The organism is Termitidicoccus mucosus, assembly GCF_038725785.1.
In the GTDB taxonomy this organism is placed as follows: Bacteria; Verrucomicrobiota; Verrucomicrobiia; order Opitutales; family Opitutaceae; genus Termitidicoccus; species Termitidicoccus mucosus.
This window is the reverse complement of record NZ_CP109796.1, coordinates 4,806,473-4,821,128: the sequence shown is the minus strand read 5'-3', so window position 1 is coordinate 4,821,128 and position 14,656 is coordinate 4,806,473. Positions and strand designations below refer to the sequence as shown.

Sequence of the window (14,656 nt, the reverse complement as noted above, 5' to 3'; positions counted from 1 at the left end):
ATGAAAACCGGACCAACAACGGACGGCGCGGGCCAAAACCAAAACCTTGTGCCGCCCGAAGACGCGCGGGAGCCCCTGCTAATCGACTCGTTGCCCATGGCGCGGTATGGTTTTACCGTGCGCGGGCGTCTGGCCAACGGCGCGGAAGCCGTCATCCGGGGTGTCGTCTATGCCAAAAGAGGCATGTATTATCAGGCGCAGGCGCGGGTGCTTGATTCCGTCTTGAAGGAGATCCCCACGCTCGAACTCGACGAAAATCCCGTCGGGTTGAAGATGCGCTCGGGCGGCGGGTATGTTGTCCCGCCGGAAGACCTCTCCATCCTCGGCCGCCCCAAGTCGTAGCCCACCGGCCCGTCATGGCGCGTCTGCGCAGTTGATATAATCCGCGTCCCAATGATCGATGGGCGTTCCGGTCGGTCAGCCGGCACCGGGCATCCGGCGGACTTTTGGTTTATCATGCCCGACCACCTTGTTTCGGGATATATCATCGCATTTTATCATGACTGGACCGTCCACTGGAAAAGGCGGACGTGTCCAATAAACACGATAGCGGTTCCTATAAAACACAGGCAGGACGCCCGGCATCAAGTCGGACTGCCCGGTTCACTTATGCCAGCCTCCAGAACCGTCACGCCCCTGTCATGCGAACGACCGCGCTCCATCCTCGACAGGATTGTCATTTCCTACGGAATACAACCGGCGCGGCAGTTGCGCGAGGGAGCGGGCAAACATCACCGGATTATAGTAATGCCGGAAATAAAATCCGATGCCCGTATTGACTGGAGGGATGAAAAGGACGGGGACTGCGGACATCTCGCCGTTCGCGGGCAGCATGTGGTTTATATACACAAGCAACTGAGCCATATCCTCGACTGGAGGCGTGAGGCGGTGCTGCTTTGCCTTTGTGTGGAGGACGATTTGCCGGAGGCAGGGGAAAAATCATTGGGGAAAATCACGCGCAAATCTTTGTGGGAACTGACGCGGCACGATTGCGGCGTCATGGACATGGCGGAGCTTTTCGTCGAGTTCAGCCTCGGCTTGAGGCCCGCCTATCACGACGAGTATTTCAGGCGTCTCGGCGCGGCCATGAGCTTTCACTTGTTTGACGGCCTGGCGCGGAAAAAGCAATCCGCACCGCCCCCGACGATGGATGAGGAGCGGCTTCATCGCGTCCTGGATTACATAGACAAAAACCTGCACGGGCGAATCGAGAACCGCGCGCTGCTGCGCGTCGCGTGCCTGAGCGAGACTCACTTCAACCGGCTTTTCAAAAACACCACCGGCATGACGGCGGGCGAGTATATTCTCAGAAGACGGATACGGCTGGCGCAGACATTGCTCCTGCGCCACGACATGAAAGTCGTGGACGTGGCGGCGCTCGCCGGATTTTGCGACCAGAGTCACCTTGACCGCAGCTTCCACCGTTTCTGCCAATGCACGCCGAGGGACTTCTCGCGCCGGGGTGATTGTTACTCGAAAAAAGGCATGGGCATCCAAGCCGCGCCTGAAAAAACCGGGCAGAATGGCGGCACACTTTGGCCGGATTCCGCAGCGCGGGCCGGAAAATAAAATCTCCGCCATGAAAAAATTCCCCTCAGCATTGTCCTTGATATTTGTAATATTGGCTTCGATGCCGGCGCACGCCGCGCAATTCGCCCCGCCGCTCATCCTCGCGCAGGTGCCCTCGCAGGTGAAAACCGGCTTCCAATACGGCCTCGGCCTGCTCTTCATGGTCGGCTTCATCTGGGGCGTCATCAACATCTGGGGCGGGGCCGACCGACTCAAAAAGGGCGACGCAGACGGCAAGATGGGCATCGTCTCCGGCATCATCATCGCGGGCGCGGCGGCAATCATGGCCGCGATGTTTTATATATTCGGCATGAGCGACGGCGCGCTCACCCCGCAGTTCTGAAAATTACGAATGGCCTCCCATGGACACCGGACTGCGCATCACCGACACGAACAGCGCCAACGACAGCAAGGGCCGCGCGCTCGGCTTCGAGGGCAACGACTTTTTATACGTGGTCGGCGGCATCGTCGGGGCCATCGGCATGTTTCTTCTTCTCTACGGCATGTTCCATGCGAGCCTCGCGGCGGCGGGCGGTTTCACGGTTCCGGTATTCGTGATTCCCACCGCCTGGGTCATGATGTTTCGTCGCGGCAAGCCCGACGGCTATGCCGAGGATTTTTTTGACCACCTGCTCAACCGCGAGGGTTTTTGTTTTTCACCCGACAACCAGAACCCGCGCGGCTCGCGCGCCGCGAGCAAGCGGAGGACTCGCCATGCTCAATAGCTCCGCGCCCAACGGCTACTTTGCCGGTGACCTGATCCTCTACGGCACGCTCGAAAAAGGCGTCGCCAGCAAGGGTTTTATCTTGCAGCCGCCCGATCTTCGCGGCGGCACCATCGCCCAACTCAACGCCTATCAGGACAAAATCCGCGCCTTGCTTTCGTTGTTCAGCGACGGCCTGCGCGCGCAATTCCAGTGGACGTGCAACTGCGACTACCGGCAGGAGTTGACCCAATACCATCGCGCCACCGAAACCCTCGCCACGCATCCGCACATCCGTCGCGTGCGCACGGAGCGCTTCGAACGCTATTGGGGAAAAATGCACCAGCGAGAACTTCGCCGCGAGCAGTTGATTTTGTTCATCTCCGCGCCGCTCGCCGGCTACGCACCTCTCGCCACGACGCGCGGCAGCCTTGCCGACGACTATGCAAAACTTCTCGCACAACTGCACACGCGCTTCGAGGAAATCACCCACACCCTCCGCACCCTCTTCGGTAGTGACACGACCGTCTCGCCGATGGACGACATCGCGCATTTTACCTACTTCTCGAAATTTCTCAGCCCGTCGCTGGCGGACGGTTTTGATATCAACTTCTCCGAACGTTTTGACCCTAGGCAGACGATTCAGGAAAACTGCTGGTGCGGCGACGGCGTGAGCATCGGCACGGGTTTTTATATGGACGGGCGCCATCACGCCGTCCTCACCTTCAAGCGCTGGCCCTCGCGCACCTATCCCGGCATCCTGTTGCGGCTCACCACGCTGCCGTTCCTCGACTATCAAATCACCGTCAACCTCGACCCGCTCCCGGCAAAAAGTGAGGTGGACAAGGAAGAAAAGGCCATAGAACGGCTTCGCGGTGAATACAAGGACAGCGAGCGCCACTCGCTTCTCGTCGCCATCGGCAGAAAGGAGCGCAAGGTCGAGTCGCTTTCATCCGGTTTCATTCGCCCGTTCAACGTCACCTACATCCTTCGCGTTTGGGATGAAACCGAGTCCGGCCTTTCCACCAAGTGCGCCGCCATCCGCAACGCCATCACCAACCTGAATGGCGCGCAATACAACGAATGCGCCCTGCCCAGCACCGCCAAAAAACTCTTCTTCGCCTCGTGGCCCGGCTGGACAAATTCACCCTACCGCCACCGCAGCCTCTATGCCGAGGACACATACCTCGCCGACCTGCTGCCGTTTTCCGCGACGTTCACCGGCCTGCTCGACGGAGCCGAGGCCATCTACGACGGCGCGCAGCAGGGCAACCTTGTCGGACTTCGCACGTTTATAGGCAACCCGCCGACGCCGCAGCACGCCGTGCTCCTCGGCGCGACCGGCGCGGGCAAGTCCGTCCACATGTGCGACCTGTTGGAACAAACCGCCGCCTATTATCATTACACGGTCATCATAGAAGAGGGACTGTCTTACGGGAAGTTCACCGAGGCAATGGGAGAGCGCCCGATCATTCTGCATCCTGACGGCGACCTCACCATCAATTACCTCGACACGCGAAAGCTTCCGCTCAACCAGCTTCAAATCGCCACCGCCGTCGCGCTCGTCTCGCGCATGATCGGCGAGGCAGCCGACGAGGAAACGCAGCAAATCCGGCAGGCGATGCTCGGACAGTATATCAACCAGCTTTACGCCGACGCCTTCGAGGACTGGTCGAAAAAACACCGCGACCTCTTGCCGGAAATCCAGCGCATGGCGTGCGCCTCGCACCGCTGGAAGCGGGCCAAAATGCCGCACGGCACGACCGACATGGAAGCCTACGCCGAACTGCGTGACCGCATCGCGACCGACGACGACGAAGGGCGGGAGGCGAGACAATTTATCCATGACATCGCAGAGTCCGACATCACGGCGTTTTTGCAGGACGCGCAGACCGAGCGCGCGGTCATGGCGACGGCGCACGCGTATTACGAGCCGACCGACTATCCGCAACACGCGAGCCTTGTCGAATTGATGCAGTTTTCTCGCTTCCCGGAGCATAAAAAGGAAACCGTCGATCACCTCGCCACGCTTCTCGCGTCATGGTGCGCGCACGGCCAATACGGACGCCTTTTCGACGGCGTGACAAACATCTCCCTCACCGGGCAGATCGCGCATTTTGAACTCGGCTACATTCCCGAGCAGGCCGTTGAACTCAAAACCGCCGCCGGTTTGCTAATCAGCGGATTCTCGCGCCAGCATATAATATCACTCCCCCGTCATTTGAGAAAACGCATTCTCTACGAGGAACTGGCGCGTTTTCTCGACGTGCCCGGCGGCGAGAAGGTGGTGGCGGAAGCCTACGCGCAGTTGCGGAAATTCTCATGCTGGACGGCCTCCATTGTACAGCAATACAGCCGCTTCAAGTCCTCGCGCATCCGCCCCGTCGTCATCGGCAACAGCAAGCAGTTTTTTCTCATGCGGCAGTTTGACCGCTCAGACATAGCGGACATCGCGCACGACATCAATCTCCCCGAGTCCGTCTGTGCCGCCATCCAGAACTATCCCATGCCCGAGCAGCAGCCGGAGGGGAAAAAATTCTCCAGCATTTGCTTTTTCACGCCCGTCACCGACCCGCCGCTCTGCGGCACGGTGAGAAACATTCAAGCCCCCGGAAAACAATCATGAAAACCATCGCCTTGTTATTGTTCGTCTTCACCGCGCTCCTTTCCGGCTGCGCCAGCCTCCGCCAACCCGCCACGGACATCGTTCTTACCGGCGCGGGCGGGGCCATCGGTTATCACTCCTCCGGCAAAAGCATCAAGGGCGCGGCCATCGGTGCGGGCGCCGGTTATCTCGTCTCGAAAGCCGCCGGCCACGAAATCACCGCCGCCATCGAGGACGCCGAGCAACGCGGTTACGACCGCGCGATGAGCCAGGCCGTGAAGCAGCAATACTGGATCATCCAAAACCAGCAGCGCACTGAAAACACGGACACGGCATCCGAGCCGCGTTACGTGAACGTCCGCCTTCCCGAAACCGTCACCCAGGACGGCGTTATTTTGAATCCCGCAACCATCACCCTCCGCACCGAATAAATTATTATGGAAAAGAATACTCTCATACTACCCGTCCTCGCCGCCTGCATCGGCGGTGTTGTTTTCGCCTCCGGCATTCCCGTCGTCGATGTCGCCAACCTTGCCAACAACCAGATTTCGCACATCGCTACCATCGCCAAATGGGTTGATAGCATCGCGCAGCTCAAAACGCAGATTACCCAGCTCAAAGAGCAGGTCAGCATTCAGGGAAAAATCCGCGACTGGGCCGGCAATCCCGCCGACGCCGCGAAAATATTGTCCCTGGGCATCCTCGCCGAGGGTGACCTTCTGCACGAATATGGTTTGTCCCGCGACGACATCGCCCGCGCCGTGCAAAGTTTGGACACCCTTTCCCCCACCGACGGGAACACCTACCGCTCCGTTTATGTTCCCGACCTCGACGGCGGCACGGTCCAATACGACCCACTCACCTACCGCCGCCACGCTCTGCTCGACGCCCGCGCCGACAATACCCGCACCGTCACCGACCAGACCCGCGAGCGCGAACGCGAGCTTTTGGAGGAAACCGCCCTCACGCTTTCCGAACTGCGCTCCGGCGCCACTGATGCGCAGGTGCAAAAGCTCACGGCAAAGCTGATCGTGCTCAACGGCCAGCTTTCCCAAATCGAGACCACGCGCCGCCGCCAGGTGGACGAGGTGATTCTGCAAAAAATCGCCAACGACAACCGGCACGAAACCGAGCAACTTGCCGCCGCCGAGCTTGCCGCCAAGGACGATTTTTTGGCGAACCAGCGCGTGACCGCTTTCATGCGTTCCATCAACCCGCGTAAGAACGCCCGCTGATTTGTCATGGACTTGGTGCTGCCCATTTTGGAAAACAAAATCACCGCGATGGTGACGGCGTTCCGCTTCGTCGTGTTCGCGATGCTTGTCGTCGGGCTCATCGCGCGCATGAGCCGGCATCACTACAACAACAGCGAACTGGTGCGCCCGCTCGCCCGCGCCATCACCATCGTCGCCCTCGTTTCATCGCTAAACTGGTGGTTTCCGCTCATGGAAAACACCATGCTGGCGGCGGCGTCCTACATTGACCCTCAATACAACGACAACCCCGCCCGCGCATCCGAGGAACTGCGCGCGGGCGCGACGCAGAATCCAGAAAGGAAGGAATGGTCGTGGCGCAAGCTCAACGAATCCATCTATCACGCGATGACCGACGCCGTGTCGTGGGTTTTTATACAGATCGGCGCGCTGATTTCCGCGCCCATGATAATCCTGCAATACATCCTACGCTGGATTCTGTATTTGCTCATGCCCTTCGCGCTCGCGTGCTTCATGATTCCCGGTGGCACGCAGATCGGCGTCCGCTTCTTTCAACAAACCCTCGCCGTGCTCGCGTGGCCGGTCGGCTTCGCCATCACGAACCTTGTGACCATCGCCATCTGGCAGGATTTTCGCGCGGCGGTCGGAGCCGAACCCGCGTCCGCCGAAATGGCCCTCTATTCCCCGTTTCTGACCAATGTCGGCGGCATCCTCGCGGTGCTCACGCTGGTGATCGGGACGATTTCCACACCGGTCATTTGCCAGAAGATTTTCGCGCAGGGCTATGCCTTCACCGGCGAGACCGGCAACCCCGGCGCTCTCGGGCGCGCGGCGACCGACACGCTCTATCGCGCCAGCACGGTTGGAAACCTGCTTGCCGCATCCTCGCGAACCTCCGCTCCCATGTCCGGGCACACCGGCACCATGCCGTCACCCCTGCCCGCGCAAACAACACCCGGATTATAAAAGGCTGAAGGATTTATGAACACACAAGGAACTCATGAAAACAACGAGGGCGGCGACACCGGCGCGCAGCGTATCACAACCGTGGACACGGAGCGGACGCTTCCGCCACCGGTGAAGGCGCGGTCTTCATGGAGTCCAGCGCGTTTGTTCGCCGACCACGCCTTTGCCGCGCGCATGTGGGCGCTGGTCGCGTGCGGCGCGCTCGCGCTCGCCGTGCTGCAACCCTACCTCATCATCGGCGCGTATCGCACACGCGAACGCGTGGTCATCCTCGACGGCGCGGGGACGTTTTCGGTCTCGCCATTGCTGGGTTTCGAGGAGGCGAAGGCGCTGCATGAAACCATATCACTATGGGCCGCGCTCGCGTTCCTGCAGCGCAACCCGAAGAACTTTGATTTTCCCGATTTGCTGCAACGGCTCTATCTCACCGAGGCCGCGACGAAGGCCCAGAACGAATTGCTCGCCACGAGGGAGGAGTTCGAGGTGAAGCAGATTCATCAAAAGCCGGAGGTTTTTAAGATGGATATCCTGCGCACCCGCGAGGACCAGGTCATCGTAAAACTCGAAGGCCAGCTTGTGCGCACGGGCGTCTTTGAACGCCAGGCTTTCACCGAATCCCCGCGCTTTTCCCTCACGCTCACCCTTGTCCGCAACCCGGACATGCTCGCCAACAAACGCTACCCGCTCGCCGTATGGAACTACGAATACACACAAAACTGACCGCCATGTGCGTCACGCTCCTCGCACTGCTGGTTACGCCGGGATTTGCCGGCGACGCCAAGCCTCCCGCCCCCGTCGTCAAGCAACTGCCGCTGGACGAGCGCATCGTCTATGAAATCCCCATCTCCACGGACGCGCCCACGACCCTGATGTTTCCCTCCGCTCCGTCCGCCTTGGAGGGCGCGAACATCACCAAGAACCCCGATGCCCCCGCGCCCGTGCTGATGTCGCACCTGCCGGGCCGGTATTACCTCAGCGTGCGCGCCCTCAAACCCGACGCCCGCGCCACGCTCAACGTCATCCTGCAAAACAAAACGTATATCATCCGCCTCGCCGTCACGCCGCACCCTTATGGCTCCGTGACATTTTATGAAGACCGCCTCGCCGGACGCAGCCCGGCGCTCGCCAAACGCGTCACGCCGGAAACGCTTCTCGCATTGCTGGACCGTGCGAAAAGCCACCGCCTCATCCACGAGCAATATCCCGAGGCCGTGTGGCAGGTCGAGCACCGCGCGCCGAATGAAACAACCCAATACCGCGACTTCACCGCGACCGTGGAGGAAGTTTTTCGCTTCGATCCCGAGGACACGCTTGTGTTCAAGCTCAAGCTCGAAAACACCGGTGACAACGAGGTCGTTTACCAGCCCCAAAGTCTCGCCGTGCGCATCGGCAACCGCCTTTACCCCGCGTCCATCGCCGACGCCTCCGGACTGATTCCGCCGCGCGCGGAAACCACCGCCTACTTCGCCATCACCGGCACGCCGGGCGGCGCGCGCGCAAACCTCAGCGTGAAAAATTCCTTCAATGTCATCGTCCCGCGCGTCACCCGCAATGCGCATCTCATCGCGCCGAGATAACCCTCCCGCCTCACCGCCGCCCCCACCGTGAAGCGCATCATCAAATTCATAAAAACCCCGCTCGGCAGCATGCTCACGCTGCTGGTGTGCGTTGCCGTCGGCGCGCTGCTTATTCACGGCGGCAATCGCGGCGAGCGTCCGATGAGCGCCGCCACGACTTCGCCTGCTCCGATGGAACGCCACACCATCACCCGCGACGGTCAGGAACTCAGGGTTCCCGCGCCCGCGCGTCCGGCAGCGTCAACGTCCGCACGCACCGAGTCCGATGAGGAGGCTATTTCGCGTCCGCGCGCCGCCCGCCAAAACAACGAGACCACGTCCGCCAGTCGCAAAGCTCCCGCCGTCCTGCCGATCAGCCTTCTCGACGCCAACAGTGCCGCAGGCGCGGACTCTACCCCCGCGCCCTCGCGCAACTACGCTCCTTACGGACGCCTCATCCCGTGCGAAACCGTCATCACGCTGGAATCCTCCCGGCTCGACACGCCCGTCATCGGCCTGGTCACCGAGGATGTCTGGCACGACGGGCGGCTCATCATTCCGGCGGGCGCGGAAGTCCACGGGCGCGCTGCGACCGACCGTGCCCGCGAGCGCATCGCCGCCTCCGGCCAGTGGATTATCGTCTGGCGCGACCGCACCACCGACAACGGCATGGAACTCACGCTCAACGGCATTGCCCTCGACCGTGAGCGCGACGACACGACCGGCGAGTTTGGTCTTCGCGATGGCAGCGCCGGGCTTGCCGGGCAAATCATAAAAACCGACGACTGGCAGGAGATAAAACTCTTCGCGTCCACCTTCCTCGCGGGCATGGCGAGCGGCTTGCAGGACATGCAGGACAACGGCTCGCTTGCAGGGGCGGGAGGGGCGGGCATCGCCATCCCGCAGGCCACCGCGAAAAACGCCGCCCTCGCCGGCACCGCCGGTGTGCTCAACGCCTACGCCGCCCAAATCGCCAGGCGCATCGAGGAGGACGGCTTTTATGTCCGCGTCCCGACGGGCAAACAGTTTTATATTTATGTCACCCAGACCCTCGACAAGGCGAAAGCCGCCCGTGGCAACGCCACTGCCAGACTCTGGCAAAAAGAAACCGCAACCGCCAATGAACGCCCATGAACGCGAATACCCAAAGTCTTCTGCATTTACCCGCGTCCATGGGCGTCCATTCGCGGTTAAAACTCTTCTCCCAATCACCATGAAACAATATAATCACCTGAAAACGCTCATCGCTTTCACCGTGGCCGTCAGCGGAAACTCCGTTTGCGCGGGAGATTTTTTGATAAATGCCGACGGCGCGATCATCACGGGCACGGACACCGGCCAGTCATCCAACAACGCGGATATCGGCTACGACAACACCCTCGCCAGCTCGACGGACAGTTTTATATATGGCGGCACAAACACTCTCGCCAACGCCGCGCATGTCACGGTTGTCGGCGGCGGCAACAACGTCATCGGCCCCGAAAGCCTGGACTCCGCCTATGTGTTCGGTCAGGGCAACGGCATCGACGTAAATGGCGGCGGTGTCTATTTGTTCGGCGCGGACAACGACGTGTTCAACGAGACAGGCTACGGCAGGCACAGCACCGGCCTTTTTAACATTCATGCAATCGGCGCAAACAACGTCATCACCAACATAGACCATATGAGCGGCGTCTTTGCCCTCGGCCTGGGTAACACCGTCCGGGACGGCAGGATTTCCGGCGCCCAGAGCGATATTTCCAGGGTTTTCGCCATCGGCGCGAACAATGACCTCCACACCCTGTTCAGCGTCGGCTTTCCGAAACTGGAGGACGCCTACGCATTTGGCAGCGGCAATATCATGAGCGCCGCGGGACGGTTTTCAAACGTCTTTGCGTTCGGCACGAACAACAAAATAATAAACCCGTCCGACACCGGCGTCGGAAACATCGTCGGCGGCCTCGCGCTCGGCGACGGCAACACCATACATGTCCCCGGTGGAAACATCATGATGAACGTCTATGCCATCGGCGCGAGCAACACCATGGGGGCCGCGTCGGGTGGCGGCGTGACCAACTCCTATGCCATCGGCACCCGCAACAGCATCACGGCAAGCGGCGCCGCCGCCATCGGCTCTCAGAACAGTATCAGCCATGAGAACACGTTCATCCTTGGCAACTCCGCCGCGAGCACGCACGCCAACGGCGTCATCCTTGGCAACAACAGCGCCGACGGCGGCGCAAATCCCGTCACTATCGTCGCCATTGACGCGAAAACCCAGGCCCTTGTCGCCGGCTCCTCGCCGGTCGGCATTGTTAGCGTCGGCGCGCCCGACGGGGAGCGCCAGATCATCAATGTGGCCGCAGGGCGGATCGCCGCCGACTCAACCGATGCCGTCAACGGCTCCGAACTTTATATAACCAATGAGGCGCTGGCCGGGCTTGGCGCAACCGTCGCCGACCTTGCAAGCAACGCCCTGTCGTGGAACGCCGCGCTTGGCGCCTATGACGCCTCGCACGGCATGGATGTGGTGCAACGCATCACGAATGTCTCCAACGGCGCCATCAATACCGCGTCATCCGACGCCATCAACGGTTCGCAACTATACAACACGGCTGCCGGCATCATCAACATCCTCGGCACGGGCACGGTGAACCCCGACGGCACCGTCACCGGAGGACAGTTCATCATCAACGGCGGCACCTTTGGCAATGCCACCAGCGCTCTCTTCGACCTGAGCCAGACCGTGAACAACATCCTCTCCGGCGACACGGGCCTCGTGTTTCAAGATGCCGTCACCGGAAATATCACCATCGGCGCAACGACCGGCGGCAGCATCCTCAATATCGCCGGCATAACGGGCGACCGCCGGGTCACCGGTGTCGCCACAGGGACCGCCGGCAACGACGCGGTGAATGTCGCCCAACTCAATGCCGCCATCGCGGATGCCGGCGGCTCCACCCCGAACGCGGTTGTCTATGACAGCGAGGCCAGAACGACGCTGACGCTTGGCGGCCCGACCGTGACCGGCACCGGTGCTGGGCTGACCGGAGGCACGCGCATCACCAACCTCGCCCTTGCCGCCATCAATGCCGCCTCGACCGATGCCGTCGCCGGCTCGCAGCTCTTCGACACCAACCAGCGCGTGACGAACTTGGAAAACGCCGTCGCCGTCATCATCAGCGGCACAAGCGGGACGGGAGGAGGAAACACCGCGTGGGTGCATTTCAGCACGGGCCATGACGATCCCTCCGTACCCGCGACCGCGACCGGCGGCAACGCCGTCGCCGCCGGCATGGGCGCGAGCGCCAGCGGAGCGTCCTCAAGCGCTGTCGGCGCGGGTGCAAACGCCTCCGGCCAAAAATCCATCGCCATCGGCTCGCTTTCCGAGGCGCGCGCCTCCGGCGGCATCGCGCTCGGCAACAATGCCGTCGTCGTGGCCGCCGCGACCAATTCCGTGGCCATCGGAGCCGATTCCGTCGCCACCGATCCCGACACGGTTTCCTTCGGTTCCGAAACCCTGCAACGCCGCCTTGTCAACGTCGCCGACGGCATCAATCCCCACGACGCGGTGACCATGCGGCAGCTCGCCGCCGTCGAGGGCGCGATGGATGGCAGATTCGCTGACATCCAGAATCAGGTGAACGCCGTCAGCGACCGCATGGATCGCGTCGGCGCGATGTCCGCTGCGATGAATCAAGTCCAGACGCATCTTGCGCCGGACGGGAACCGCAACCGGCTCGCGCTGGGCATGGGCTTTTATCGCGGCCACGGCGCGCTTGCGCTGGGCTATGAATATGTCTGCAGGCAGGGAGATCGCGGCGCGCGGGCGAGTTTCGCGCTTTCCGACCGGGGCGACGTGATGGGCGGCGCGGGTCTGGCCTTTGGCTGGTGATTTTACCTATGCGAAAATCAGGCATCATTATCGCGCTGCCTCTTGTGTGCGCCTGCGCGCAGACACCGCCCGCGCTCGTGGTTTTTGTTGACCAAAACCCCATCGTCATTGACGCGCCCGCGCCCTTTGTCGAAGCCTCGCGCATCCTGCCCGCCGCCTTCGCGCAACGCAGCCGGGCGCTTTCGGCGCGCAACCGGCTGCTCTCATGGTTCATCCCCGCGCAAACGATCAAAGACCAGCTCGACGGGAAGGCAACCCGCTGCCGCGTCCTGCAAGTGCAGGTGTTGCGGGAAATGGAGCCCGTGCGTTACAACGCGCAAGCGTTCAAGGCGCTCCGCGACGAAACGCTGGCAGGCTGCGCCGTGCCGCGAATCACCGACGGCGACGCCGAGACGTTGTTTGCCATGCTCGATTTGGGGCAACTCAGCCGGAACGCCGGCGGGCGGAAGATTCTGGGCGTGGCGGAATTGGGAGAAAATTCCTTCACGCTGTGCGTCGCCACCGGCACCGAGGGCAGTGACCACCTGGGCGGGCGTGAAATCGAAACCTCGGTGACGTGCGTCACCTACGTGCTCATCTAGGAAAAAATACTTTTGCTGACTGTCACCGGCCCGGAATTGAGCGCCAGGGAACTGCGCAACGCGATGCGCCTGACCCGCGAATGGCTGACGCTCCTGCGCCGCCCGGCAACGACATGACCCATCACCTCTTTCCTCATCACCACCATGAAGATATACAAACGAAAACGACCACTCGCGGCAGTCGCCGCGCTCGCCATCGCCGCCGTCCTGCTGGGCGGTTGCTGCTCGATGTTTCGCAAAAAAGCGCCGCCTCCCGCCCCGCCCGCGCCACCGCAGGCCGCCGTCGCCGTTCCCGTGTCCGGCACCGAACTCGACCTCGCCAACATCGAAAAAGTCCGCCTTGGCGACACGCTGAAAGCGTATCCGGTTAACCGATACGTTGACCCGCGCGACCCGAACGTGCTCCACGAGGCGCACCTTGTCTATCGCAAGGAAACCGCCGCCTCGTGGAACCTCTCGCCGCACGCGCCGACCGCCATCCCGCTTGGCCCCGTGCTCGCCGTGTCCGACCCGGCGGAGAAACCCGCGCCCGGCAACGCCGACATCGAGCAGCGCATGAACGCGCAGACGCGTCTCATGGCCGCGCTTACCGAGCAAAACGAAACCCTTGTCGCCGAGGTCGCCCGCCTCCACCGCGAGCTTGCCCGCACCCGCGAGCCCCCCGGCAACACCACCAAATAATAACACCCGTCCTCAACCGCATCATAACACATGAATACACAAACACCGCCCGATCCCGCCACGGCAAATCCCTCCCCTCCTGCCGCCGCGACACTTCCCGCCCCGCCACCCGGCGGCCAGCCAGCCGAACCGCTCGCCGTCGGCCCGCACCATCGGAAAAACTTCGAGCAGGCTGAAACGCACCTTCGCAAGACTTATGGCAAGTCGCCGTCCGCCGACGACCTCATGCGCCTCTGGCTCGCCGGCGCGCCCTCTTGGGAAATCACCCGTGCCTTCGAGGAGTCCGTGCTGAATATTTCCGGCAGCGACCTCGTTCCCGACGACGACGGCCACTACCGCCAGTCCCTTCTCGATTTATAAAACACGAACACCACTTTAATATCATTTCATTTTGGGCGAACCCTCGCCCGCGCAAGGTCAACCGCCTCTGGCGACCAGCCGCCTTGCTTCACCAATGGCTGGGGCAAATAATATAAAACATCATGTCACTCAAACAAGCCATCGCGGAAAAAAAGGCGAAGCAGAACGACGCCGTCCGCATCAACCCGGAGGTTGACGCCAAAGTCACCAAGTTCATCGCGGATAATCCCAAACTCTACGATTATTACAACGAGATGACCAAGGAGCAGCTTATCCGAAAACACATGCTCTCGAAAATGCAGCGCAACGAATACACCCAGCAGCGCGACCAGGAGATCATCCAGTGGGTGAACGAAAATCCCGACATCAAGGCCAAGGTCGAGGAGCGCATCAAAAACGTCCCCGAGGAGAATCGCCAGCGCGCCTTCGTGCGCGTCGCCAAGGACGAGGCCATGCGCCAGACCATGCGACAGGGGCAGCCTCCTCCCTCGCAGGGCATGAGCGTGTGAGAATTACGAATGACGAATGCCAAATTACGAATTGAAA

The 14,656-nt window shown here is 61.4% G+C and carries 16 protein-coding genes; all 16 read left to right on the top strand.

The features are described 5' to 3' along the window. The 16 genes from OH491_RS16830 (at window position 1) to OH491_RS16755 (ending at window position 14,619) form a co-directional block, all read left to right on the top strand. Window positions 1-342: a hypothetical protein gene (locus tag OH491_RS16830; RefSeq protein ID WP_068770426.1), complete on the top strand. Its 342-nt coding sequence runs from the start codon at window positions 1-3 to the stop codon at window positions 340-342. Between the two features lie 267 nt (window positions 343-609). Further along, window positions 610-1,569 (top strand): AraC family transcriptional regulator, encoded by a 960-nt coding sequence (locus tag OH491_RS16825; RefSeq protein WP_334319309.1) that lies wholly within the window; start codon window positions 610-612, stop codon window positions 1,567-1,569. 10 nt (window positions 1,570-1,579) lie between these two features. Further along, window positions 1,580-1,912, top strand: a complete 333-nt coding sequence (locus OH491_RS16820; protein ID WP_084442192.1) for a hypothetical protein — start codon at window positions 1,580-1,582, stop codon at window positions 1,910-1,912. 19 nt (window positions 1,913-1,931) lie between these two features. Then, window positions 1,932-2,294: a hypothetical protein gene (locus OH491_RS16815; protein ID WP_068770430.1), complete on the top strand. Its 363-nt coding sequence runs from the start codon at window positions 1,932-1,934 to the stop codon at window positions 2,292-2,294. Next, complete coding sequence (locus OH491_RS16810; RefSeq protein WP_068770431.1) at window positions 2,284-4,899, top strand: VirB4 family type IV secretion system protein; 2,616 nt, start codon at window positions 2,284-2,286, stop codon at window positions 4,897-4,899. Before OH491_RS16815 ends, OH491_RS16810 begins: the two co-directional genes overlap by 11 nt. Then, window positions 4,896-5,309, top strand: coding sequence for a hypothetical protein (locus OH491_RS16805; protein WP_068770432.1), 414 nt, complete (start codon window positions 4,896-4,898; stop codon window positions 5,307-5,309). Before OH491_RS16810 ends, OH491_RS16805 begins: the two co-directional genes overlap by 4 nt. A gap of 6 nt (window positions 5,310-5,315) precedes the next feature. After that, window positions 5,316-6,113 (top strand): type IV secretion system protein, encoded by a 798-nt coding sequence (locus OH491_RS16800; protein WP_068770433.1) that lies wholly within the window; start codon window positions 5,316-5,318, stop codon window positions 6,111-6,113. Between the two features lie 6 nt (window positions 6,114-6,119). After that, window positions 6,120-7,058 (top strand): hypothetical protein, encoded by a 939-nt coding sequence (locus OH491_RS16795; RefSeq protein ID WP_068770434.1) that lies wholly within the window; start codon window positions 6,120-6,122, stop codon window positions 7,056-7,058. Window positions 7,059-7,073: 15 nt separating this feature from the next. Then, window positions 7,074-7,778 carry a hypothetical protein gene (locus OH491_RS16790; RefSeq protein WP_068770435.1) on the top strand — a complete coding sequence of 235 codons (705 nt, stop codon included), beginning with the start codon at window positions 7,074-7,076 and terminating at the stop codon, window positions 7,776-7,778. Then, the gene (locus OH491_RS16785; RefSeq protein ID WP_145928795.1) at window positions 7,751-8,635 is read left to right on the top strand and encodes a hypothetical protein; all 885 of its coding nucleotides are present in this window, start codon (window positions 7,751-7,753) and stop codon (window positions 8,633-8,635) included. Before OH491_RS16790 ends, OH491_RS16785 begins: the two co-directional genes overlap by 28 nt. 27 nt (window positions 8,636-8,662) lie before the next feature. After that, on the top strand, window positions 8,663-9,748 hold the full coding sequence (locus tag OH491_RS16780) for a TrbI/VirB10 family protein (protein ID WP_068770437.1): 1,086 nt from the start codon (window positions 8,663-8,665) through the stop codon (window positions 9,746-9,748). Window positions 9,749-9,827: 79 nt separating this feature from the next. Next, on the top strand, window positions 9,828-12,488 hold the full coding sequence (locus OH491_RS16775) for a YadA family autotransporter adhesin (RefSeq protein ID WP_068770438.1): 2,661 nt from the start codon (window positions 9,828-9,830) through the stop codon (window positions 12,486-12,488). Window positions 12,489-12,496: 8 nt separating this feature from the next. Then, complete coding sequence (locus OH491_RS16770) at window positions 12,497-13,069, top strand: hypothetical protein (protein WP_068770439.1); 573 nt, start codon at window positions 12,497-12,499, stop codon at window positions 13,067-13,069. Between the two features lie 144 nt (window positions 13,070-13,213). Then, window positions 13,214-13,750: a hypothetical protein gene (locus OH491_RS16765; RefSeq protein WP_068770440.1), complete on the top strand. Its 537-nt coding sequence runs from the start codon at window positions 13,214-13,216 to the stop codon at window positions 13,748-13,750. Window positions 13,751-13,780: 30 nt separating this feature from the next. Next, entirely contained in the window at window positions 13,781-14,110 is a 330-nt protein-coding gene (locus OH491_RS16760; protein WP_068770441.1) for a hypothetical protein, read from the top strand. Window positions 14,111-14,232: 122 nt separating this feature from the next. Beyond that, a complete protein-coding gene (locus tag OH491_RS16755; RefSeq protein ID WP_068770442.1) occupies window positions 14,233-14,619 on the top strand; it encodes a hypothetical protein in 387 nt (128 codons plus the stop codon). The last annotated feature ends 37 nt before the right edge of the window (window positions 14,620-14,656 follow it).

Excerpts from the sequence above, each read along its gene's own strand:
- OH491_RS16810 (WP_068770431.1), top strand. The coding sequence starts at position 2,284 with ATGCTCAATAGCTCCGCGCCCAACGGCTACTTTGCCGGTGACCTGATC.
- OH491_RS16790 (WP_068770435.1), top strand. The coding sequence starts at position 7,074 with ATGAACACACAAGGAACTCATGAAAACAACGAGGGCGGCGACACCGGC.
- OH491_RS16770 (WP_068770439.1), top strand. The coding sequence starts at position 12,497 with ATGCGAAAATCAGGCATCATTATCGCGCTGCCTCTTGTGTGCGCCTGC.
- OH491_RS16825 (WP_334319309.1), top strand. The coding sequence starts at position 610 with ATGCCAGCCTCCAGAACCGTCACGCCCCTGTCATGCGAACGACCGCGC.
- OH491_RS16760 (WP_068770441.1), top strand. The coding sequence starts at position 13,781 with ATGAATACACAAACACCGCCCGATCCCGCCACGGCAAATCCCTCCCCT.
- OH491_RS16775 (WP_068770438.1), top strand. The coding sequence starts at position 9,828 with ATGAAACAATATAATCACCTGAAAACGCTCATCGCTTTCACCGTGGCC.
- OH491_RS16815 (WP_068770430.1), top strand. The coding sequence starts at position 1,932 with ATGGACACCGGACTGCGCATCACCGACACGAACAGCGCCAACGACAGC.
- OH491_RS16830 (WP_068770426.1), top strand. The coding sequence starts at position 1 with ATGAAAACCGGACCAACAACGGACGGCGCGGGCCAAAACCAAAACCTT.
- OH491_RS16795 (WP_068770434.1), top strand. The coding sequence starts at position 6,120 with ATGGACTTGGTGCTGCCCATTTTGGAAAACAAAATCACCGCGATGGTG.
- OH491_RS16805 (WP_068770432.1), top strand. The coding sequence starts at position 4,896 with ATGAAAACCATCGCCTTGTTATTGTTCGTCTTCACCGCGCTCCTTTCC.
- OH491_RS16765 (WP_068770440.1), top strand. The coding sequence starts at position 13,214 with ATGAAGATATACAAACGAAAACGACCACTCGCGGCAGTCGCCGCGCTC.
- OH491_RS16820 (WP_084442192.1), top strand. The coding sequence starts at position 1,580 with ATGAAAAAATTCCCCTCAGCATTGTCCTTGATATTTGTAATATTGGCT.
- OH491_RS16800 (WP_068770433.1), top strand. The coding sequence starts at position 5,316 with ATGGAAAAGAATACTCTCATACTACCCGTCCTCGCCGCCTGCATCGGC.
- OH491_RS16785 (WP_145928795.1), top strand. The coding sequence starts at position 7,751 with ATGGAACTACGAATACACACAAAACTGACCGCCATGTGCGTCACGCTC.
- OH491_RS16755 (WP_068770442.1), top strand. The coding sequence starts at position 14,233 with ATGTCACTCAAACAAGCCATCGCGGAAAAAAAGGCGAAGCAGAACGAC.